General features: G+C 45.2%; 21 protein-coding genes. 12 read left to right on the forward strand and 9 right to left on the reverse strand.

Annotated features, from left to right (window positions below; translation table 11 throughout):
* Positions 1 to 26: 26 nt before the first annotated feature.
* The 7 genes from A3KS_RS0108930 (at position 27) to A3KS_RS0108960 (ending at position 8,010) form a co-directional block, all read left to right on the forward strand.
* On the forward strand, positions 27 to 1,529 hold the full coding sequence (locus A3KS_RS0108930; protein ID WP_026394643.1) for a cobyric acid synthase: 1,503 nt from the start codon (positions 27 to 29) through the stop codon (positions 1,527 to 1,529).
* Positions 1,526 to 2,539, forward strand: coding sequence for an adenosylcobinamide-phosphate synthase CbiB (cbiB, locus tag A3KS_RS0108935; RefSeq protein ID WP_278247309.1), 1,014 nt, complete (start codon positions 1,526 to 1,528; stop codon positions 2,537 to 2,539). The genes A3KS_RS0108930 and cbiB overlap by 4 nt, the downstream gene beginning before the upstream one ends.
* Positions 2,540 to 2,610: 71 nt before the next feature.
* Positions 2,611 to 3,657, forward strand: a complete 1,047-nt coding sequence (locus A3KS_RS0108940) for a pyridoxal phosphate-dependent aminotransferase (protein WP_026394645.1) — start codon at positions 2,611 to 2,613, stop codon at positions 3,655 to 3,657.
* Positions 3,657 to 4,211: a bifunctional adenosylcobinamide kinase/adenosylcobinamide-phosphate guanylyltransferase gene (cobU, locus tag A3KS_RS0108945; RefSeq protein ID WP_026394646.1), complete on the forward strand. Its 555-nt coding sequence runs from the start codon at positions 3,657 to 3,659 to the stop codon at positions 4,209 to 4,211. Before A3KS_RS0108940 ends, cobU begins: the two co-directional genes overlap by 1 nt.
* Positions 4,212 to 4,299: 88 nt before the next feature.
* On the forward strand, positions 4,300 to 4,992 hold the full coding sequence (locus A3KS_RS0108950; protein WP_026394647.1) for a DNA alkylation repair protein: 693 nt from the start codon (positions 4,300 to 4,302) through the stop codon (positions 4,990 to 4,992).
* A 236-nt stretch (positions 4,993 to 5,228) separates the two neighbouring features.
* The gene (locus A3KS_RS0108955) at positions 5,229 to 5,927 is read left to right on the forward strand and encodes a hypothetical protein (protein ID WP_026394648.1); all 699 of its coding nucleotides are present in this window, start codon (positions 5,229 to 5,231) and stop codon (positions 5,925 to 5,927) included.
* A 106-nt stretch (positions 5,928 to 6,033) separates the two neighbouring features.
* Positions 6,034 to 8,010: a tetratricopeptide repeat protein gene (locus tag A3KS_RS0108960; protein ID WP_026394649.1), complete on the forward strand. Its 1,977-nt coding sequence runs from the start codon at positions 6,034 to 6,036 to the stop codon at positions 8,008 to 8,010.
* A gap of 141 nt (positions 8,011 to 8,151) precedes the next feature.
* On the opposite strand, the gene A3KS_RS0108965 is transcribed toward A3KS_RS0108960, so the two are convergent.
* From A3KS_RS0108965 to A3KS_RS0108980, 4 genes are all read right to left on the reverse strand, one after another.
* A complete protein-coding gene (locus tag A3KS_RS0108965) occupies positions 8,152 to 9,402 on the reverse strand; it encodes an ABC transporter permease (protein WP_026394650.1) in 1,251 nt (416 codons plus the stop codon).
* Complete coding sequence (locus tag A3KS_RS0108970; RefSeq protein WP_026394651.1) at positions 9,389 to 10,120, reverse strand: ABC transporter ATP-binding protein; 732 nt, start codon at positions 10,118 to 10,120, stop codon at positions 9,389 to 9,391. Before A3KS_RS0108970 ends, A3KS_RS0108965 begins: the two co-directional genes overlap by 14 nt.
* Positions 10,121 to 11,041, reverse strand: coding sequence for an efflux RND transporter periplasmic adaptor subunit (locus tag A3KS_RS0108975; RefSeq protein WP_026394652.1), 921 nt, complete (start codon positions 11,039 to 11,041; stop codon positions 10,121 to 10,123).
* Between the two features lie 315 nt (positions 11,042 to 11,356).
* Positions 11,357 to 12,409, reverse strand: a complete 1,053-nt coding sequence (locus A3KS_RS0108980) for a sensor histidine kinase (RefSeq protein WP_026394653.1) — start codon at positions 12,407 to 12,409, stop codon at positions 11,357 to 11,359.
* Positions 12,410 to 12,576: 167 nt separating this feature from the next.
* Between A3KS_RS0108980 and A3KS_RS0108985 the strand changes: the two genes are divergently transcribed.
* A complete protein-coding gene (locus tag A3KS_RS0108985) occupies positions 12,577 to 12,903 on the forward strand; it encodes a hypothetical protein (protein ID WP_026394654.1) in 327 nt (108 codons plus the stop codon).
* Positions 12,904 to 12,985: 82 nt separating this feature from the next.
* A complete protein-coding gene (locus tag A3KS_RS0108990) occupies positions 12,986 to 13,486 on the forward strand; it encodes an SEC-C metal-binding domain-containing protein (protein WP_026394655.1) in 501 nt (166 codons plus the stop codon).
* 30 nt (positions 13,487 to 13,516) lie between these two features.
* Here A3KS_RS0108990 and A3KS_RS0108995 read toward each other — a convergent pair whose 3' ends face one another.
* From A3KS_RS0108995 to murC, 5 genes are all read right to left on the reverse strand, one after another.
* Positions 13,517 to 14,842: a patatin-like phospholipase family protein gene (locus tag A3KS_RS0108995; protein WP_026394656.1), complete on the reverse strand. Its 1,326-nt coding sequence runs from the start codon at positions 14,840 to 14,842 to the stop codon at positions 13,517 to 13,519.
* 54 nt (positions 14,843 to 14,896) lie between these two features.
* Complete coding sequence (locus A3KS_RS22540) at positions 14,897 to 15,754, reverse strand: DUF4190 domain-containing protein (protein ID WP_051355764.1); 858 nt, start codon at positions 15,752 to 15,754, stop codon at positions 14,897 to 14,899.
* Between the two features lie 58 nt (positions 15,755 to 15,812).
* Positions 15,813 to 16,583 carry a prolipoprotein diacylglyceryl transferase gene (locus A3KS_RS0109005; protein ID WP_026394657.1) on the reverse strand — a complete coding sequence of 257 codons (771 nt, stop codon included), beginning with the start codon at positions 16,581 to 16,583 and terminating at the stop codon, positions 15,813 to 15,815.
* A gap of 136 nt (positions 16,584 to 16,719) precedes the next feature.
* The gene (locus A3KS_RS0109010) at positions 16,720 to 17,007 is read right to left on the reverse strand and encodes a hypothetical protein (RefSeq protein WP_026394658.1); all 288 of its coding nucleotides are present in this window, start codon (positions 17,005 to 17,007) and stop codon (positions 16,720 to 16,722) included.
* 59 nt (positions 17,008 to 17,066) lie between these two features.
* Positions 17,067 to 18,485, reverse strand: a complete 1,419-nt coding sequence (murC, locus tag A3KS_RS0109015) for a UDP-N-acetylmuramate--L-alanine ligase (RefSeq protein WP_026394659.1) — start codon at positions 18,483 to 18,485, stop codon at positions 17,067 to 17,069.
* 264 nt (positions 18,486 to 18,749) lie between these two features.
* Between murC and purR the strand changes: the two genes are divergently transcribed.
* From purR to glmU, 3 genes are all read left to right on the forward strand, one after another.
* Complete coding sequence (purR, locus tag A3KS_RS0109020) at positions 18,750 to 19,559, forward strand: pur operon repressor (protein ID WP_026394660.1); 810 nt, start codon at positions 18,750 to 18,752, stop codon at positions 19,557 to 19,559.
* Positions 19,560 to 19,761: 202 nt separating this feature from the next.
* Complete coding sequence (gene spoVG, locus A3KS_RS0109025) at positions 19,762 to 20,085, forward strand: septation regulator SpoVG (RefSeq protein WP_026394661.1); 324 nt, start codon at positions 19,762 to 19,764, stop codon at positions 20,083 to 20,085.
* An 82-nt stretch (positions 20,086 to 20,167) separates the two neighbouring features.
* The gene (gene glmU, locus A3KS_RS0109030) at positions 20,168 to 21,526 is read left to right on the forward strand and encodes a bifunctional UDP-N-acetylglucosamine diphosphorylase/glucosamine-1-phosphate N-acetyltransferase GlmU (protein ID WP_026394662.1); all 1,359 of its coding nucleotides are present in this window, start codon (positions 20,168 to 20,170) and stop codon (positions 21,524 to 21,526) included.
* The last annotated feature ends 46 nt before the right edge of the window (positions 21,527 to 21,572 follow it).

The raw sequence follows: 21,572 nt of genomic DNA on the forward strand, positions 1-21,572 counted from the left end.
GAAAGTTAAGAAAAAAAGGAGAAAACATGGCAAAAAATATTATGTTTATGGGTACCGGGTCATCAGTTGGAAAAAGTCTCATCACTGCTGCCATGTGCCGGATACTCGATAACCACGGTTATCATGTGGCACCCTATAAATCCCAGAATATGGCCCTTAATTCGTTTATCACCAAAGATGGCAAGGAAATGGGTCGGGCTCAGGTGGTTCAGGCCGAGTGTGCCCGGATGGAGCCTCAGGTCGAAATGAACCCGGTGCTATTAAAGCCAAACTCTGATGTTGGTTGTCAGGTGATCCTGATGGGCAAAGCCGAATTTAATATGGATGCTATGGATTACCATGCCCATAAACCCAAACTGGTGGAGATCGTGGTTTCGGCCTATGACGCATTGGCTGAGGGCAAAGATGTGATTGTCATCGAAGGGGCCGGCAGCCCGGCCGAAATCAACCTACGGGACAACGATATCGTCAACATGGGACTGGCCGAATTGGTGGATGCGCCGGTGGTACTGATCGGCGATATCGACAAGGGTGGCGTTTTTGCCTCCATTTATGGTACGATTATGCTGCTGCAACCGGAAGAGCGAGCCCGGATTAAAGGCTTTATCATCAATAAATTCCGGGGCGATGTGGAACTGTTAAAGCCCGGCATCAAAATGATCGAAGACATGGTCAATGTGCCCTGTCTCGGTGTTATTCCCTACAAACGCTTTGTCATTGATGATGAAGACAGCGTCAGTGAACGGTTTGATAATAATTCCGAAGGTCTGATTACCATTGGCGTGGTCTATCTGCCCCATCTTTCCAATTTCACCGACTGCACCGCCTTTGAAATGCACCCCGATGTGAAGGTGGAGTATTACCGCAATCAGCGCGATCTGCAGCTGGCCAACCCAGATCTATTGGTTATACCCGGCAGTAAAAATACCATCGACGACACCTGTCATGTCATCAACAGCAAAATGGGTGATGAAATCCGGCGAATCCATGATTGTGGAGTACCGATTGTAGGAATCTGCGGCGGTTATCAACTGCTGGGCAAAGAAATAAAAGATCCCTTCCAGGTGGAATCAACCCGGGGTAGTATTGAAGGGTTGGGACTATTAAACATCGTTACGACCATTGAAGAAGAAAAGCGAACCGTCCGGACTTCCGGCCAGGTTCAGGGAAATTTCATGGGAATGGAACTGGTTGACATGGAAGTGGAAGGCTATGAAATTCACATGGGCACCAGCGAAGCGCTGGACAATGCCAAACCTTTTGCGATACTGGAAGACGGTACCGTGGATGGAGTGATCGCCGAAGATGGCACCGTGATGGGAACCTACCTTCATGGCATCTTTGACAACGATGGCTTACGGGAAAAAATCATTGAAGCCCTGCGGGTCAAAAAGAATCTCGAAGCCGGTCCGACGGCCTTTGATTTTAAGGCCTTTAAAGAAGAACAATATGATCTACTGGCCGAGACCGTGGAAGCGAATCTGGATATGAAAAAAATAATGGAAATCATTGGAGAAATAGAAAATTGAATCTAATTGAAGGACTTCCCCTGGGTTTAGGGGGAGGCTTTTGGTTTTTACTGATACTCATCGGCGTGTTGCTGGATTGGCTGATCGGGGATCCCCCCTGGCTGCCCCATCCGATCATCGCCATGGGGAAAACCATCGGCTTTTTAAATAAAAAACTGAATCATGGCAAGCATCGCAGAGCCAAAGGCTTTTTGCTGTTATTTTTAGTTCTGGGCCTGACTGGGGCCATTGTTTTTGGCCTGCAATGGCTGTTGTACAGTGTCAACATTTATCTGTATATGATCTTTAACCTTTATCTGATTGTAACCGCCCTGGCGGCAAAAACCCTGGCCATTGAAGTACGCAAAGTGATGACCGCCTTAATGGGTGGCGATATTGAAGTCTCCCGGGTTCAAGTCGGTTATCTGGTTGGTCGCGATACCTCAGAACTCAAAGAAAAGGAAATTATCCGGGCGACGGTGGAAACCACGGCCGAAAATACCATTGATGGGGTTCTGGCCCCGATTTTCTATATGCTGCTGGGCGCCTTGATACCGGTACCCTGGCTGAATCCGGTGATGCTGGTAATGCTCTATAAGGCCACTAATACCTTAGATTCGATGGTCGGCTACGTCCAGGAACCTTATAAGGACTTTGGCTATGCCTCAGCAAAATTTGACGATCTCGTCAATTTTATTCCGGCTCGACTGGGGAGCATCTTTATGCTGGTCGCCGGGATGCTTTTGGGATATACCTTTAACGATGGTTGTCGCATTTTCAAACGGGATCGTCACAATCACAAGAGCCCCAATTCGGCCCATCCGGAATCGGTGGTGGCGGGGCTGCTGGGGATACAGTTGGGGGGAACTAACCAGTATTTTGGTGAAATCCTGGAAAAACCCACCATTGGAGACGCCAAATCACCGCTGGAAATATTGGACATCCGCGAAACGATTACCATTATGTATGGCAGCGAGGTGGTCCTGATGGTTTTTGCGACCTTGATGGCAGTGCTTATTTATTCTTTTTAGCAAACAGAAAAATCATTGAATTTGCAAGCATTGAGTTTAAATAAAAGAATTTAAAATAATTGGAGTGTGCTATGAATAAACACGGCGGATATCAGGGTGAAAACAAAGAAATGCTGGATTTCAGCGTCAATATTAATCCCTTGGGGATACCCGCAGGAATCCGGGAAAAGCTGATCGCCGGGATTGATGAATTGGTGAAATATCCGGAGATCACCGGGGTTTCGACGATTGCGAAGATCGCCGACGATCTGGCAGTATTACCGGAAAATATCATTCTCGGTAATGGTGCCATTGAGCTGATCTATCTTTTTGCCCGCAGCATGGGACCGGGGAAGGCCCTGATTATTCAGCCGACTTTTAATGAGTATGAACGGGCCTTAAAGCTATACGGGTGGGATGTGGTCCATCATGTCTTAACAGCGGCGGATAATTTTACCATTAACCCAGAAACATTGGCGACGGTCATAAAAAATGAAAAGCCCCAGGCGGTATTTCTATGCAACCCCAACAACCCCACCGGCCGGGTTTATTCCAAGGACTTTATCAGAGAGATGTTAGAGCATTCGGATCTGGAAATCAGCTGGTTTCTGGATGAATCCTTCATGGATTTTTCTGACGAAAGCGGCAGTCTGGGATTGGTTAAAGACGCAAAACGGAAGGTCTTTATTTTAAAATCCCTGACGAAATTCTATGCCCTGCCAGGGCTGCGAATTGGCTATGGGGTTGGGGTGGCCCCGATTATTGCAAAAATGGAAGGCTTTAAGGAACCATGGACCATCAATGCTCTGGGCCTGATTGCGGCCACTGCGGTTTATGATGAAAAAGATTATGCTGCGAAGACCAAAACCTATATTCAGGGCGAACGTCAGCGGGTATTTGAAGCCTTAAACCAAATCGAAAGCCTGAAGGTTTATCCCAGTGGCGCTGATTTTCATCTTTGTCGGTTGTTACAAGGAACTGTGGCAGAGCTGCAGATGGCCCTGGAAAAAGAAGGCATGTCCCTTAGAACCTGCGAAGATTTTATCGGTCTGGATCGTTCACATTTTCGGATTGCGATAAAAAAAGCAGCCGATAACAACAAGCTTTTGACTTTTCTTAAAAACTGGAGGAATGAGTAATGGGACAGTTAATATTTGTCACCGGCGGGGCCCGCAGCGGTAAGAGTACCTATGCCGAAAATTTAGCCCGGGAATCAGGCAAGCCCGTCGCTTATATTGCCACAGCGATCGCCTTTGACGATGGCATGAAGGACCGGATCGCCAAACATCAGGCGCAACGGCCGGATCATTGGGGCACGATTGAACAATATAAGGATTTTCAGACAATCGCCGAGAACCCCATTTTTGAGCAAGCCGAGATCGTTCTGTTTGATTGTCTGACGGTGATGACCACCAATAATATGCTGGATTTTCCGGTGGATTATGATACTTGTACGATGGAAAAGATCGGCGAAATCGAAGCTGCCATAAAGATCGAAGTGGAGAAACTGCTGGATGTCTGTCAGGATAAAACTCTGATTGTTGTTTCCAATGAGGTGGGTTTAGGTTTAGTGCCGGCCTACAAACTGGGCAGTTATTTCCGGGACATCGCCGGACGGATGAATCAACTGGTGGCTGGCCGGGCCGACGAAGCCTATCTGCTGGTGGCCGGTTTACCGATGAAATTAAAATAAATGACAGCAGGAGCCTATTTGCGGTGGCAATCACGATTGCCGCCGCAAAGGGCTTTTGTTTTGTCTGAAATAACGGGGAGAAAACACAATGAATCAAAATGATTTAAAAGACGAGCTGTTGGCTTTAGCCGATGAAAAATACCGGAAATTTTCCAGCAGTCTGACACCGGGAACCGATACGATCTTAGGGGTACGCCTGCCGGCGCTGCGGAAGATCGCCAAAAGAATGGCCAAAGCGGACTGGCGGCGCTATCTGGAAACAGCCCGGGATGATAGCTTTGAGGAAACCCTGCTCCAGGGAATGGTGATTGGTTATATTGACGTGGAACTGGCTGAACGCCTGGCGCTGATTAAAGCCTATCTCCCCAAGATTGACAACTGGTCAGTCTGTGACAGTTTCTGTACTGGACTGAAGTTCACAAAAAAACATCAAGAGGAGGTATGGCTGTTTTTACAGCCATACCTTCAGTCCGATGAAGTTTATGAGATCCGCTTCGGGGTGGTGATGTTTATTACTTATTTTGTTGAAGATCGTTATCTGGAACCGATGTTTCGGAACTTTAATGCCATTGACTGTGACAACTACTACGTGAAAATGGCCGTAGCCTGGGCGATCACCAGCTGCTTTACGGTTTTTCCGGAAATGACGATGATTTATCTGAAGGCCAATGATCTGGACGATTTTACCTACAATAAAGCCTTGCAGAAAATCACTGAATCGCGACAGGTCAATCCGGAGATGAAGGTACGGATTCGCTGCATGAAACGAAAAAAGAAATGATAGTGAAGCGGGAATTCACAGTGTGCAGACACCGCGCAACATCGTTGTATAAAATGTATGGAACCCCCCATTTTTCGCTGTATATTTTGTAAATCAAATGAGGCCAGGGAGATTCGGGAGAGCATTCTAACCGCCGATAGCTGGCGCCACTTAACGTAAAATTCATGTTATAATGAACAAAATTAAAAGGTCTTTGGGTGAAAATGATGAGGATACATTTAAAATGGATTACGGCAATGATGACCCTGGCAGCTGCAACGGCGATTGGCATCGGTTTTTTTATGGAGATTGAGCTGGTCTGGGGTCTGGGAATCGGTTTAGGACTATTTTATTATCTATTACTTCCGGCACTTTATATCAGGGATAAAAACATGGGGCGTTTTGATCATGATCAAGTTCTGACAAGGTTTAATTATTCCCCAGATGAGACTAAACTGGTGGCGGCAACTATTCTTGACTGGCAGAAGAAACGTAGCCGGTGGATTGCACCATTCGCAGCAGGTTGCCTTGGAATGACGGGGGGTATATTTTTGGTGGTACTCCATGCTCAGTTTCCAGAAATACCTTTGTGGCAGTGGTTTTGGTTGCTCTTACCGGTCTCATTTCCTTTTATTATCCGATTTGTTTACTTTTTTTATTTAAGACGAATCATTTTGAAAGTTCCCTGTATAACTATCGTCGGTCGAAATTTTCTAAAATGGGGAAATATGATGCCTGTTTTTAATGAACGGGAAGACTTAAAAGCCATTGATGCCAGTTTGGTCACAAAAGACGATCGCCATTATGTGGAGGTTCTCTACCGGAGCATCTCACGGTTGCGTTATGGTGGTAAAGTGGAACATTGCGATCGGGTGCTGGTGCTGGTTCCTTTGGGCTTTGAAAGACCTGCTCAGAATTTGGTTGCCCTCATCCGCAGTGTAAAAGAAAAACAGTGAGGTTGATAGTGAGAATATGAAGTCCCGGTGCCAGGCAGTGCGGCCGAGCAAGGTCGTATCATAAAGAAATAATTTTATTCCATCAGAATACCAAAGGAACGAAGCAATGAAAAATTGGAATCACCTGCCCTCAGGCGAAATCGAACTCACCATTGAAAGTGAAGCCTATCTTGAGCTCGCAAAAGACGATCTTTTAATACACCAATACGATGATGCGCGACAGGAGCTTGAAGTTGCCGTCAGGAGCGCCAACCCACAGGCAGAATACCTGCTCGGGGCTCTCTATGAGCATGCGCTTGGTGTTGATAAGGACAAAGAAAAGGCGCTTTTATGGTACCTTCGTGCTTCAGACCATGGCTACGCACCCGCCCAAACTGCCGCCGCAACGTTGTATCTTGCTGAGGACGATGTGATGACGGATTATGGCGAGGCTTATCGTTTGCTTACATTGGCGGTGCAAAAAGAAGACGCTGATGGAAATGATGGGTCGCGGTCTGTGGACTTTCCTGATCCAGCGGAATGCTTCGATGAAGACGAGCGCTGGATGGCAGTGCAAGAAGGCTATGCTGAATACCTGCTGGGATGGCTACACAGATCCGGTCTTGGTGTGGCGATCGATCATGAGAAAGCCATCAGCTGGATCGAAAAGGCAGCAAAAAAAGGATGGCGGGCTGCTGTTTTTGAGCTCGCACAGAGAAGTGACTATGGTATTGATCGCAATGAAGTCTGGGCGAAAAAGGCGGTCGAGTATGGCGAATACGATCCACTTATTAGTGTCGCACTAAGATATCTAGAAGGTCATGGCACTCCGGAGGACAGCGAAAAAGGCCTGTCAATTCTCACAGCGCTTGCTGACAAGGGGATTGGTAGCGCACAGTTTACATTGGCTGAATGCTTGATCAAAGGAAAAAGTATGCCCAAAAATGCTGATAAAGCGCTTCATTATTTATCGCTGGCGGCCCAACATAGCGATGCGAAATTAATTACGGGTCTGGGCATCGCATTGTACAAGTCTGAAAAAACAGAGATAGACCCGGACTTAGCCGTAAAATGCCTGGAGCTGGCGGCTGCGGCGGGAGATGATGAGGCGCTGGTTGAACTCGGTAATTTGTACTTTGACGGTGCGGGGGACATGGCACCGGATCAGGAAAAGGCTTTTCGGTATTATCGCCAGGCCGCCGAGAAAGATGTCCCCAGCGGTTGGGAATTAGTGGGTTACTGTTTGTATGAGGGCAAAGGGGCGCCGCAAAACAGGCAAGAAGCCTTGGGGTGGTATGAAAAAGCGGCCGAGCAGGGTCTTTATAACAGTTATTACATGATGGGCATGATTTACGGTTATGATGAAACATTATTTAATTATGAGAAAGCGGTCAGCTATTTTGAAAAATCGGCAAAATTAGGGCAGACTGATGCGCTCGTACGACTGGGCACCATGCATTTACACGGCGTAGGTACGATACCACCGGATCAGGAAAAGGCTTTTCAGTATTTTAGCCAGGCAGCGCTGGCGGATAATAGCCTCGGATGGGAATGGGCGGCTTACTGCCATTACTGGGGCTGTGGTACTCAACAAAACAGGCAAAAAGCGCTGCAGTGCTATCACGCGGCGGCGAAAAAAGGTTCGTGCCACAGCCAGTATATGCTGGGTTATATTTATGGCTATGATCTCACACCGCCTGATCTTAAAAAGGCGGCCCGCTGGTTTGAAAAAGCAGCCCGGCAGGGCCACAGTGACGCCCAGCTTAAACTGGGCTTTTACTACCACCACGGGCGCGGTGTCAAGCAAAATGACAAAACGGCATTTAAGCTGTTTACCCAAGCCGCAGCTCAAGGCCATGCCACCGCTATGCACAATATTGGTGACGCCTATGAAAACGGGTATGGCGTGGAAAAGGATGAAAAACAGGCGTTTACCTGGTATCAGAAGTCGGCAGAATTGGGTGACAAGTGCGGGATGTTTGGTGTCGGCCGACTGTTGTTTGGTGGCATCGGCACACAACCGAATCGGGTAGAAGGCCGACGCTGGATAAACAAAGCCGCCAAAGCCGGTTTACAGGATGCCATCGAATGGAGACCACAATAGATGGCAGACGCTATTGCTTTAGTAGCCTGGCTCCTTAATTGATAAAAGCTTCATCCATCACTCTAAACCGAGCTTTGGATGAAGCTTTTAAATTTTCAGACATAATTTTGAAAAATATTTAATGCCGGTGAAGGAGTGCGCCTACTCATACCGCAGCGCATCAATCGGATCCAGCTTGGCAGCTTTATTGGCGGGATAAAAGCCAAAGAAGACACCGATCGCCATCGAGAAGCAGAGGGCAATGATCATTGGTAAAAATGGCGGACTGGTGGGAAATTTCATCAGCGTACTGCCCATTATTCCCAGGGCCGAGCCTAGACCGACACCAATGATTCCGCCGATCAGGCAGATAATGATGGCCTCAATGATAAACTGACTGCGGATCGCCGAATTACGAGCCCCTAACGCTTTGCGGATGCCGATTTCCTTGGTTCGTTCGGTGACCGACACCAGCATAATGTTCATCACGCCAATCCCGCCGACTAGCAACGAAATTCCGGCAATAACCGAGATTCCCAGGGATAAGGTAGCGAGCATACCGGTGGCCTCACTGGCCATCGCTTCCAGACTTTCAGCCTGAATGGTGAAGTCCGATAATGCCCCCAACCCCTTAACAAAATACTCCTTGGTGGTTAGCGCGAAGGCAGCTGAGTCGGTATTGGAAGTGGCCATGATGGTAAAGTTCTCATAGCCATTCAGATTGGTCGTATCCGGATTCAGGGATTTGGCAGTGGTGATGGGAATAAAGCACTCGATCCGGGTATCATCACCCATATAGAATAAGGGGTTATCGATCACCAGTTTTTCGTAGACGCCGATAACGGTGTAAGTCTCATTGGTAGATTTGGTATCGACCTGGATTTCTTTACCGATCACATCACCGTCAACACCGACCAGATTGTTTCTCAGGGTGGTATCGATGATGATGACATTTCGGGTTCCATCCATATCGCGGTCACTGATAAAGCGGCCCTGAACCAGGTTGATATTGTTGACCAGACCATAATCGGGGCTGGCGCCGGTGATGCTGACATCTTTATGAATGAAGCCGCTGTTCAGCTGGCCTGAGCCCATCCCGGTAGAAAAGCTGATGGCCTTGATCTGATCAGCATAGGTGCTTCTAAACGCATCAAGTTCATCCTGGGTAATCAGATCTTCTTCCTGAAGGGTCGACTGGGTATCATAATTTTTAGGCGACAGCGAAACCATAATGTTTTTGCCACCGATTTTATCCATAGTTTTGGTAACTGAGCCGGTCATGGCAGAACCGAGGGTAGAGATGGCCATCACCGAAGCAATCCCGATGATGATTCCCAGCATCGTTAACAGGGCCCGCATTTTATTGGCCCGCAAGCCCTCCAGGGCCAGCCGGACATTTTCAAACAGATTCATGGCAGGCCTCCAATTGATAATGACCGTTCATGCGGTTATCGACAATCGAACCATCCCGAAGCCGGATGGTTCGTTCGGTTTCTTCGGCCAGTTCGGCATTATGGGTAATCAGAATAATGGTTTTGCCCTGTTCCTGATGGAGCCGGTGAAAGATATCCATCACCAGGCGGCCGGTATGGGTGTCCAGGGCACCGGTGGGTTCATCAGCCAGAATGATGGCGGGATCGTTGGCCATCGCGCGGGCAATGGCTACCCGCTGTTTTTGTCCGCCGGATAATTCATTGGGGCGGTGATGGGAACGACCGCTCATCTCGACTAATTGGAGCAATTCAGCGGCCCGTCGGGACCGTTCGCTGCGGGGGACCCCGCCGTATAGCATCGGCAGAGCGACGTTTTTTAAGGCCGTGGAACGGGGAATCAGGTTAAAGGTTTGAAAGACAAAGCCGATTTTTTTGTTGCGGATTTGCGATAAGCCATCGTCCCGGACGTTTTCCATCGGCAGATGATCCAGATAATAGTGTCCTTTAGTTGGGCGGTCCAGGGCCCCAAGAATATTCATCAGGGTGGATTTACCGGAACCAGATGCGCCGACAATCGATAAGAATTCGCCTTCGTAAACGTCCAGATCGATACCGTGGAGAATTTCCAGCTCGTTGGGGGTTCCCAAATAATAGGATTTGACGATCCCCCGCATTTCGATAATTTTATTTCTCATCATTTATGCCCCGGCTTCCACAGAAACGACCATTCCCGGTTGAACAGTTTGCGGTTGAGAAATAATTACCAGACCCTCACTGAGCTGATCACCGGAGATTTCAATCAGCGAATCGGTTTCCAGACCCGTAGTTACCGGAATCGATTCGACCGTGAAAGAGCCCTGTTCGACGGGATTTTCTTTGGCCACATATATGCAGGATTGACCGGAATCATCCATCACCAGAGCCTCGAAGGGAACACAGAAAACATCGGCCCGTTCTTCACTGACAATACTCAGGCGGGTGGTCATTCCGATTTTTAACCCGGTGGTATCGGTGGGGAGATCAATTTCAACCTCAAATTCGGCCTTGGTGGCAGCGGCGCTCGCCGTGGTAGCTTCGCTTTTGATGGCTGTCGGGGCGATTTTAGTCAGGTTCCCCGGGAATACCTTATCACCGGTAGCATCGGATTTTACCAGCACTGGCATATTTTCATGGATATGATTCAAATCAGCTTCTTTAACCTTGCCCCGGACTTTAAGATCGTTGGTGTCCTCAATGGTAAAAAGCTCGCCATTGGCGGGGTTTCCTTTGACGGCATTCATCGCGGTGATGGTTCCGTTGGTGGTGGCCTTGACATAGCTGTAGCTGTCATCGGCTTTATTGTAGAGTTGACATAACCAATCGTCTTTGGCTACCCATTGACCAACCGAAACATAAATTTTTTCAATTTTATCATTGCTGGTATCGCTGATTTTGACCTTGTTGTAGCTTTCAATCACACCGGTGGCCGAAATTGTGTTTTGCAGGGTTGACTTTGAAAGTGGAGCGGTTTTAACTGCGACCGCCGGAGTAGGCTGGGAATTGGCATAAACATAGGCACCCCCGCCAACCAATAGGGCTACCCCAATCACAACACATAAAATAATTCCTTTTTTCTTCATAACTTCTCCTCTTTACTCTTTTTGTTTTTGGATTTAAAAAACTAGTTACTTGATGTCGCAACTCGTATTATTGTATTAAGTAATTAATACAATAATACGAGTTGCGGTGATTGTCAAGCACTTTATTTAATTTTACTTATTGTTTTGTGCAAATCGGCAACGACGCCCGCAGCAGTTTCGCCAATCGCCAACATGCATTTATTTATCAAGATGGTTTAAGTATAAGCTTTAATTATGAAGATCAGGTTACTCAAATTCTTAAGAATTTTTGACAATAAAAAAGACTCCGGACTGGAGTCTTAAATAGTATGAGGGCTACTGATGAATGGGCAGAATCAGTTCGACCTTGAATAGCTGGTTCAACTGATAGTAGTCGATGCGACCCTGATGGCGGGTGATGATTTTTCGGCAGGAGTCGAGGCTGGAACCTTCAGCGTCGATGACCTTTTTTCCGGCGCCATCCGGGTTATTAATCGTTTTATTACGAAGAATAATACAGAGTTCGTTTTTATTGAGGATCAGACCAAAATCGATAGGCTTGTCAGGGTCGGCGTACTTAATAATATTGGCCGTCAGATAGTCAAAAATCCGTTGCAGCTGCTCCAGATCAACCCACAGGGAGAAATCCCGTTCGATGCAGTTTTCCTGAACAACATCATATCCGGCTTCTTTTAAAGTCTGGGTGGAAGAATTCAGTAGCTGATGAATCAGGGGTTTTCCGCTATAAACTTTAAACTGGTAGTATCCTTTGCCGTTATCGGTAAAGGCATGTTCAAAAAGATCGTCAATAAAACCGATAACCTGGTAAGCTTTTTTCAGGGAGATCTTCAGGTAAGCTTCTTTTTTTGAAAAATCATGTTCATCAGGGTTCTGAATGCGTTCAAGGTAACCGATGATACCTGATAACGGAGCATGAATTTCATTGGAAACAGAGGTAATAATGTGATGATTTTCCATCTTGGCAAGGGATTCGGCCTTATTCTTAACCTCATATAAATCATGAATCAGATTGATGTTATTGGCAATATCGGTGAGTTCGTTATGGCCCTGAAGAGGGATATAAGATTCAAAGTTTTCAGCGGCGATATGTTCGGATCCTTTTTGAAGCGTTTTGAGATAGCTTAATTTCTGGCGAATTAAATGGGAGATCATAATAAAAACCAATAAATTGGGTATAATTATGAATAGAACACTCAAAAATAGGTTGTTATTAAAAATCGGCAACAGAATGAGATTCAGGGTGGTATTTAAGATAATCGCACCGATTAAAGCAAGACTCAGATATTTTATTAAGACCGAGACCAATTCCTCATCTGGTCGATTCTGGCTATTTTTTATTCCGGTCTGGTCTGGTTTGTTATTTTTCAATTCAATAATCCTTTCTTAATGGTTTTATCATATAATCATTGTAAACGGTAATGCGATTATAATCAACAGGAGCTTTAACTTAAATTTAATCATTCTTAAGTAAAACCGGCCTGGTGCTGTTAAAATAGAATATTCATATTAATAAAAAAAGATTTAAGGAGGAGAAAATGAAAAAAGGAATTAGTTTGGCAGTCGCGGTTATGTTGGTAATGGGGTTGTTTGTTGGCTGTAACAGTAGTGCCAAGCCGAAAACGGATGAACTGGCCGATAGTGTCAGCTTTACGGCAACCATCGATGAAGTCAGTGATACTGAGTTACTGGTAACGGTCCTCGATGATGAGAATTTTAATCAGGCTCGGGTTAACATGCAAGGTTTTGACAGTCTGGATTTTGTGCCAGAGAAAGGTCAGACAATTAAACTGAGCATAAAAAACCAGGTCGGGATGAGCGAACCACCTTTTGTTAATCCAATTACCATTGAACTGGTGAAGTAATTTAAGAGGTTGGTAAGAAAATGGTTTAACTCCCGGTGGTTTTGGGATATAATAAGACTAGATTACTATGAGGAGAAATTGAATGAGTTTATACGATGCGTGGAAAAACTACATAGAAGAGAATTGCAGCACCCAGGAAGAGCAAAATGAATTCTGGGAAAAATACTGTGCTGATGAAAAAGTTCTATACCAGAAAATTCTTGGTGAGAAAATAACCATCATAGAGGGTAAGGTAGAAGATCTGGTTAAAGAATCGAATATGGTTCCACCCCAATACATGGGTTTTCTGGACGGTATCAGTGATAGTCTGATGGCACCCATTGATCTTGAGATGATTGAACTGGATTCCGAAATCAAGCTGGAAATCGATTTTGCCAAGCTTTATAAAAATATGCTGGCAGTTCCGGCGGAATGGCTTTATACCCTGGATGAATGGGATAATTTTTTCACTGAAGACGAACGGATTGAGTTGGAAAAAGATTACAAGCGATCTAAAACCGTTGTGAATGAAGTGAAGGTAGGCCGAAATGATCCATGTCCATGCGGATCCGGCAAAAAATTCAAAAAGTGCTGTGGCCGTTAAACCATTAAAAAAAGAGCGAAAGCTCTTTTTTTAATGGTTTATTATTTCATGAATATAAAAAATAGTAATCATCGCAAGGGCGATATCTGGTGAAAATTTGCTCAAAAAAGTTGACATCCGCTCAGGACTGAGATCGCTCCGGATACTCAAAAATACGATGTAAAAGGTGATAAAATTATACCGCAGGAAATTGTTATTGGATGGGGTTAAAAAGGTTCCAATGATTTTAGGATTGTCCAAGAGGGTGAGGTTTTCATCCAAAAGCCGATTCAGCTCTTTGAGAATGGCCTGAATGAAGAAATCAATGGAATAGTTTTCCAAGCGGAACACACCCATACTTTTCCCCGTAATTTCCAGCATTGAAAGGCCAAGGGGCTGGTTTTTAAAAGCTGTTTTCCTTAACAGATTTTCAAGCGAACTTAATATATCGCTTTGAGTGGCATCGGCCGGTAGATTGAGTAGTGTCAGCATTTTTTGCAATTGTTTCTGATTTGATAGCGGCATCCCCAAGGTATTGATAAATTTCCTGAAAAAGGTATTGCTTTTATGGGTGCTCAGATAAAAATGTTTGCCATCCAGGACTCCAAATACCTTTAGGGCATCCAGATAACCCAACTGAATATTCTGTTCGATTTGTCGGGAATCGAAATTCATGATCCCCCCAAGATACTCGGAATTATTGATAGTAATGATTTCGGCATTTTTATCCCGTACCCATTTTCGCATTCCGGGAGCAGGAAATTCCACTGAAATAATCTGATTAAAATTCTGTTCGAGCATAAAATTTATTGGGACATTATCAAAAAAACCGCCATCGAGATAGGTTTTACCATCGATTTCCTGTTTCTGGAAAATGGGTAAGGCGGCACTGGCCAGTAAATAGTCAATCAACTGGCCTTCAGGGATATTTTCAATCATCAGCTGACGCGGTTTCAGGCTGGTGATATCAACCGTTACCAATCCGAATCGAATCGATGAATTCCGGATGGCTTCTTCAGAGACCAACTGGGTTAGATTGTAGCGCAGCGGCGAAATATCCAAACCGTCTGAAAAAAGAGCCGTTATAAAACCATTTCTGAAAACATCAAAGCTCTCTTTTGACCACTGCTCTACATAGGTGTTGGTCATTTTTTTATTTAAATCAAGAACCTGGTTAATGGTCAGATTGGACCAGAATTCCAGGGCAATTTCATAATCGTCCTGGGCAATCATGGCGGCGTTCAGCGCTCCGACCGAGGTTCCGATAACGGCCCCCAGGGAGTAATCACATTCTCGGAGGGCCTTCCAAACGCCCATTTCAAAGGCACCTTTGGCACCGCCGCCACTGAGGACCAGGCCATACTGTTGCTGTGACATTTAATGTTCACCTCTCTGTTTTAAGAAATGTTTTAAAGAGTCTTTCGAAACAAATTAGTAATACATGCCATTCATCAGACCACCAAGCATTCCCATACCGCCTAATCCGACGCAGGCTACGCAGGCAAAGATCATCAGCACCGTAAAGGCCATCCCGATGATGGAACAAATCAGACCTGCCATGGCCATACCGGTGGGCAGACCCTGAAGTTTTCGTTCCTTCATGGCAATCATCCCAAAAATAAGACCCACCGCACCGGTCAGCAAACCGCTACCGATTAAGGTGATAAAGCTGACAATTGAGAAGATCCCCAATGACAGCGCCAGAATTGATTTGGAATCGTAAGCTTCAGTAATGACTCCTTCTGGGTGACGTTCATCGTAAGCATCGCGATTGCGGATAATAAAGACAAAAATTGGGCCCAGGAAAGGAAAAATAATGCTGAGAACCAGATAAAGCACTCGGTGATCTTTATCATAAATACTGTAGAGCCAGAATTGAGCGGCATAATAGTAGAAGCTCAGCGCCAAAGATAACAAAATTCCCATAAAGGCGCCTAGATAGGGAATGAAGCTAAGAATCATCATGACAATGGATAAGGCCAGACCGATCAGAGGCAGAAAGAGCTTGGCATAGGGAATATGCCAGGTGCTGATGGAAACATCATCGTTGATCAGTTCACCCATCAGATAATTACTGGCCAGGGGAACCCAGGCTAGCCAGGGGTTATCAATATTTCGGTTTTTGGCCATGGTGTAAAGACCAAGGGAATTAAAAACATAACAAATCAGGCCGATAATAAGACTAACGACTAAAATAATGCCAAGAACTGACATAATCACCGGCATAATCGCCATAATACTGTCAGGCTGGGAAGAAATATCTCCCAGATAATCATCATACATATTCATAACAAAAACCTCCTAAAAAATCTAATACCCTAATTATACCCTAAAGTCATCTAAATAACTATTGTTTCAAGTGTTTTTCATAAAGCTGTTGAGGGATTTTCAGGATAAACAGAATCCCCAAACCAATGATCAGCAGGCTGATGAATTGGGATGTGGAGAGAAATCCGATCGCGCCGCGGGGATCGGCGCGAAAAAATTCATTGATAAAGCGAAAGAGACCAGAGGTGATTAAATAGAGCCCGGTGGTAAAACCAGGCGTGTCGCTTCTCCACAACACGGCCATCAGAAGCAGGGTGAGTCCAAAAAGAAAGGCCGATTCAGATAACTGCGCCGGAAACAAACCAATCCCGGATGGCGGATAGGCACCAACCGGATAATGAACAGCGCCGGGCCCCTCATAAGGAATCCCATAGCAGCAGCCGTTGAAAAAACAACCAATCCGCCCAAAGGCCTGGGCCAGGGCTAAGCAAGGGACTGCGATGTCGAAAAATTGGATTGAATCGAGGTGATAAATATGAGTGTAAAAATATCCCCCCAAAATCCCGCCGATCAGGCCGCCATAGAAAACCGCGCCGCCGGTAGCCAAGCGAATCAGGGCGGTTTCGGGGCTGGCGATCAGATTGGGCAAATCGACAATAATATACAGCAGTTTAGCACCACTGATGCCGCCGATGATACCAAAGAGTCCGAAAAACATGGCGTCCATGGTGGAAATGCTGTATTTTCGGGCAGTTTGAACGCCTAATAAAAAAGCGGCTCCAGTTCCCAGTAAAAATAAAACACCAAAGGTCGGGATCGAATAATTAAAAAAATGAATAACTGGATACATAAGACTCCTTTTAGAATAATAGTTGAAGAGTGGCTTTAAACAGGTCATTGACGGTGGTCGCTTAAAAAGTTGACGGTTTGAGGACTTCGGGTAAAAAAAATAGACGATGGGAATCGTCTATTTTAATACACTTGAATCAACTGAACATCGCTGCTGTGCCCAATAGTCCGACACAGGCCACACAAGCGATCAGAACAATTGCACATAGGGCAAGACCAATGATATTAAGGACCAAACCGGCAGTCGCCATACTGTTTGGTTTAAATCCTTCCAGTTCGCCGGCTTTGCGAATCTGGATGGCAAAAATCAAACCTACTATAGCACAGATAATACCAATAATGGTGAAGTAGCTCCATACGATGCTAACCAAGGATACGATTCCCAACACAAGGGAAGCAATGGCCTTATTGTTATACTGTTCCATATAAGCCTCCTAAAGTAAAATTATTTCTGTCTTTAGAATACTCCTGTTGGGAAAAAATGTCAAGATTTATGAATCTCTTTTAACTTATCCACCAAATCGAACGCAACATGATTGATGGTTTGCGAACCAGCCACAAGCACCAGATCATTCGGGCATAAATGGTCAGTCAGATAATTGACAATATCCGTAAAGGCTGAAATGGTAACTGTGGGGATGCCATATTTTGCTTCGATGGCTTTTTGCAGATCTTCGGAATAAATATTCCAGTCATTACCTTCCCGATCCGAATAAATATCGTTGAGAATGACGTAGTCAGCTTTGGCAAAAGCATCGACAAAATCATCAAAGAAAAAGAAAGTCCGTGAATAGGTATGCGGTTGAAAAACAACCCAGAGTTTATGGTGTTCATAATTAAGACAGGCATCCACGACCACCTTTAACTCGGTGGGATGATGGGCATAATCTTCATAAACGTTGATCCCGTTGACTTCGCCCCGGAATTCGAAACGGCGTTTGGCACCGCTGAATTTTGCCATGCCAGTGATCGAGGTTTCCACCGGAATGCTGAGGAAGTCGCCGCAGATAATGGCCGAAAGGGCATTGAGGACATTATGCTGGCCGGGAATAATCAATTGATAATGGCCATAAAGTGCCCCCTTTTTATAGACGTCAAAACTGGGCTTGCCAACCTTATCATAAACAATATTGGCAGGATACCAGTCGTTGGTTTGATCTAAACCATAGGTAGTTACCGGACAGGCCAAATCAGCTACCACATCGAGAACATCCTGGGAGTCACCATAAGCAATCATCAAGCCATCGGCGGGCAGGATTTTACCAAAATTGGTAAAAGATTCCTTGATCTGTTTTAAGCCACCTTTAAAATAATCCAAATGGTCTTCTTCGATATTGGTGATGATGCCGATGGAATGGGAAGTTGTCAGAAAACTATCCACATATTCACAGGCTTCCACGACGAAGAACTCTTTTCCGTCAATCACGGCATTACCGCCAAATTCATCCAGCTTGCCGCCAATGCTCAGGCTGGGCCGCATTTCGGCGTGCTGGAGCAGACAGGCAACCATGGAGGAGGTTGTCGTTTTGCCATGAGTTCCGGCAACGGCAATGGTTTTATCGAAGATGTGGGAAAAAAGACCCAGAAAACTCGAACGTTCGATTTTGGGAAGATTCAAATCCGTGGCTTTAACCATATCCGGGTTATCGTCATGAATGGCAGCAGAATAAACAACACAATCCGTGTCAGCGGGGATGTTTTCGTAGTTGTGGCCGATATGGACCTTGATACCCAGACATTCCAGTTTTTCAGTGTAAGATGAAGCAATCATATCAGAACCTTCAATGGAAAAACCTTGGGATAGAGACATCGTAGCCAGGCCACTCATGCTGCTTCCGCCAATTCCAATGAAGAATAATTTATTGATGGGTCGGTTGAATTTGTTTTCTAGTTGTGCTTTCAAATAATCAGCTCCTTTAATTCGGTAATAAAATCTTAATTATTTCTTAATGATTCAACTGAAAGTGTTTATTTGTTGGTTAAGAATATGCATGAAATAATCAAAATACCATTCAAAATCGGGAAAAACACTTTAAACCGAATTATAACACAGGTCTTTCCGCTGAGTAAAGATTAAAAAAAACTTGCACTTTCATTGAAATATGAATAATATTATAGATATTGAGAATAATGTTCGGATTTTAATCAAATCCTTCACAGGTGGAAAATGAAAAAGAATGAAAGAATCAGTGTGATCACAAAAATATTGTCAGACCATCCCAACGAGGTTTTCAGCTATAATTATTTTACCGATCTACTGGAAGCTGGAAAATCAAGTGTCTGCGAAGATGTGGCGATTGTCAAAAATGCCATTGAACTGACCGGTACCGGCTATGTCGAAACCTTTTCCGGGGCATCCGGGGGGGTGGTCTATCATCCCCAGGTGACCAGCGCAGAAGAAATAAGCATCCTCAAAGAAATTGCCGACCAGCTCCAGTCGCCGGCCCGAAAAATTCAAGGCGGTTTTGTCTATTACAGCGATATCCTCTCGAATCCCCGGTATTCTAAAAATATTGGCCGGATTATTGCGTCAAAATATGGTGAAATGGGGATTGAATATGTTGTCACCACCGAAACCAAGGGAATCCCTGTGGCCATGGAAACAGCTCACTATTTAAATGTGCCGATGGGGTTGATCCGACGTTCCAACCGGGTAACTGAAGGGGCAACCACCAGTGTCAATTATATTTCCGGTTCGTCCAATAAAATTAAAACCATGTACCTGAGCCGACGGATTGATCTGAAAGACAAAAAAGTCCTGGTAATTGATGATTTTATGAAGGGCGGGGGAACCGCTAAAGGCATGACGAATCTGATGGAAGAGGTTGGTGCCGAGGTGATGGGAATCTGCGTTATTTTTGTGACCCGATCCCCGGCGGAAAAACTGGTTGAAAATTTCACCCCGCTGATCTGGATGGATGATGAAAACCTGGAAGCTGGATTGCGGGTTTCGCTCCATTCGGAAGCTGAAAACTGAAATAAGCCCGGCGTCTAAAAACACAATGAGAAAGAATAAAACAGCGCCTTAAACAAAGGAAATTTTTTGTTTTTTTTAAACCCTTTTTGAAAATAATAAGAATGGAAAATATTTAAGGTTTTTGTTTTAATATAGTTGAATTTGTGTTAGTATATACCTAGAATTAGACATGTGACTTTATTTCAAAGGGGAGGCTTACGAGATGGAAATAACAGACGTAAGAGTACGGAAAACGTATCCAGAGGGAAAAATGAGAGCAATTGTCTCAGTTACTTTCGATGATCAATTTGTTGTTCATGATATTAAGGTAATTGAGGGTCAAAGCGGATTTTTTATTGCGATGCCCAGTCGAAAAACGCCGGATGGCGAATTCAAGGATATTGCACATCCCATTAACATGGGTACCCGTCGTGAAATGCAGGAGAGTGTCCTGCGAGCTTACGAGAAGGCCATAGAAGAGGATAATCAAGTAACCAATGAAGAAGAAGCAGCAGTTGAATTAGAAGTAGATTACGAAGAAGAATAAAAAATTTAAAAGTTAAAAGAAAAAGGGGAAGCGCTTCCCTTTTTTTGTTGTTAATAATAATTATAAAGTTGCGGAGATGAAAATGAACCATTCAAAAACCATCATATTAGCAGCCGGTGAAGGGTCCCGAATGCGGTCCCAAAAACCTAAGGTACTCCATCAGGTGTGTGGAGAGAATATTCTGGATTATGTGATTGCGGTTAGTAAGGCTTCGGGAATATCGGAGATCGGCGTTGTTGTGGGGTTTCAGGCCGAGTTGATCAAGGAAAGCCTGTCGCCGCAGATCGCGACCTATTTTCAGCCAGAACAGCTGGGTACTGGCCACGCAGTCCTGCAGGCGTTGCCCTTTTTTGAAGCACTCCAGGGAAATCTGATTGTGCTGGTCGGCGATGCCCCACTGATCCGACCAGAAACGTTGACCGGCCTGATTATGGCTCATGAAACCGGCGGTTATGCCGCAACGGTTTTAACGGCCGAATTTGAAGAACCCACCGGCTATGGCCGGATGATTAAAAACAGAAGCGGTGAGCTGCTTAAAATTGTGGAAGAAAAAGATGCCGCTGCGGCTGAAAAACAAATCAAAGAGATTAATTCCGGGATGTATTGTTTTGATGCCCAGGCTCTTATTGTGGCGCTGGCGGAATTAAAAACGGATAATGTTCAAGGTGAATATTATCTCACCGATGTCATCGAGATTCTGCGAAAAATGGGGAAAACCGCCGGCACCTATGTGACCCCGGATCCGGAAGACATCCAGGCCATCAATTCCCGGGTGCAGCTGGCCGAAGCGGAAGCAGTGATGCGAAAACGGATTAACCATAAACTGATGGATGCCGGTGTGACCATCATCGATCCGGCCACAACCTATGTTGGCGCCCGGGTTCAGGTTGGCCAGGATACGGTTCTCTATCCCGGGGTTATTCTGGAAGGTGCGACCGAGATTGGAAAAGATTGTGTCATTGGCGCAAATAGCCGGTTAGTTGACACAAAAATTGGGAATAATGTTACTATCCAGAGTTCCACAATTCTGGATAGCAGTGTTGACGATTTCACCACCGTCGGGCCTTACGCTTATATCCGCCCGGGGAGCCAGATCGGCAAGCATTGTAAAGTTGGCGATTTTGTGGAAGTTAAGAACTCTACCATGGGCGACGGCGCCAAAGCCTCGCATCTGACCTATATTGGCGATGGCGATGTCGGCGAAAATGTCAATCTTGGCTGTGGCACGGTTTTTGTAAATTACGATGGTAAGAATAAATACCGGACGATTGTCGAAAAAAATGCTTTTGTCGGGTGTAACACCAATCTGATTGCCCCGGTAACCGTTAAGGAAGGGGCGTACATCGCCGCCGGCTCGACCATCACTGACGATGTCCCGGAAGATAGTCTGGCGATTGCCAGAGCCAGACAGGTCAATAAGGTCGGTTATTTAAAAAAGTAACACATCACATCATTAACAAAAAATAGAAAATAGAGAAGATTAAGAA

This window comes from Acetobacterium malicum subsp. dehalogenans DSM 11527, assembly GCF_000472665.1.
Lineage (GTDB): Bacteria > Bacillota > Clostridia > Eubacteriales > Eubacteriaceae > Acetobacterium > Acetobacterium malicum.

What these genes read in the sequence shown, in the direction of transcription:
- A3KS_RS0108995 (WP_026394656.1), bottom strand. Translation starts at nt 14,842, where the DNA reads ATGTCACAGCAACAGTATGGCCTGGTCCTCAGTGGCGGCGGTGCCAAA.
- A3KS_RS0108985 (WP_026394654.1), top strand. Translation starts at nt 12,577, where the DNA reads ATGAAAAAAGGAATTAGTTTGGCAGTCGCGGTTATGTTGGTAATGGGG.
- A3KS_RS0109010 (WP_026394658.1), bottom strand. Translation starts at nt 17,007, where the DNA reads ATGGAACAGTATAACAATAAGGCCATTGCTTCCCTTGTGTTGGGAATC.
- A3KS_RS0108975 (WP_026394652.1), bottom strand. Translation starts at nt 11,041, where the DNA reads ATGAAGAAAAAAGGAATTATTTTATGTGTTGTGATTGGGGTAGCCCTA.
- A3KS_RS0108965 (WP_026394650.1), bottom strand. Translation starts at nt 9,402, where the DNA reads ATGAATCTGTTTGAAAATGTCCGGCTGGCCCTGGAGGGCTTGCGGGCC.
- A3KS_RS0109005 (WP_026394657.1), bottom strand. Translation starts at nt 16,583, where the DNA reads ATGTATCCAGTTATTCATTTTTTTAATTATTCGATCCCGACCTTTGGT.
- A3KS_RS0108955 (WP_026394648.1), top strand. Translation starts at nt 5,229, where the DNA reads ATGATGACCCTGGCAGCTGCAACGGCGATTGGCATCGGTTTTTTTATG.
- glmU (WP_026394662.1), top strand. Translation starts at nt 20,168, where the DNA reads ATGAACCATTCAAAAACCATCATATTAGCAGCCGGTGAAGGGTCCCGA.
- A3KS_RS22540 (WP_051355764.1), bottom strand. Translation starts at nt 15,754, where the DNA reads ATGAATATGTATGATGATTATCTGGGAGATATTTCTTCCCAGCCTGAC.
- A3KS_RS0108940 (WP_026394645.1), top strand. Translation starts at nt 2,611, where the DNA reads ATGAATAAACACGGCGGATATCAGGGTGAAAACAAAGAAATGCTGGAT.
- spoVG (WP_026394661.1), top strand. Translation starts at nt 19,762, where the DNA reads ATGGAAATAACAGACGTAAGAGTACGGAAAACGTATCCAGAGGGAAAA.
- cobU (WP_026394646.1), top strand. Translation starts at nt 3,657, where the DNA reads ATGGGACAGTTAATATTTGTCACCGGCGGGGCCCGCAGCGGTAAGAGT.
- A3KS_RS0108960 (WP_026394649.1), top strand. Translation starts at nt 6,034, where the DNA reads ATGAAAAATTGGAATCACCTGCCCTCAGGCGAAATCGAACTCACCATT.
- A3KS_RS0108930 (WP_026394643.1), top strand. Translation starts at nt 27, where the DNA reads ATGGCAAAAAATATTATGTTTATGGGTACCGGGTCATCAGTTGGAAAA.
- A3KS_RS0108990 (WP_026394655.1), top strand. Translation starts at nt 12,986, where the DNA reads ATGAGTTTATACGATGCGTGGAAAAACTACATAGAAGAGAATTGCAGC.
- purR (WP_026394660.1), top strand. Translation starts at nt 18,750, where the DNA reads ATGAAAAAGAATGAAAGAATCAGTGTGATCACAAAAATATTGTCAGAC.
- A3KS_RS0108970 (WP_026394651.1), bottom strand. Translation starts at nt 10,120, where the DNA reads ATGATGAGAAATAAAATTATCGAAATGCGGGGGATCGTCAAATCCTAT.
- A3KS_RS0108950 (WP_026394647.1), top strand. Translation starts at nt 4,300, where the DNA reads ATGAATCAAAATGATTTAAAAGACGAGCTGTTGGCTTTAGCCGATGAA.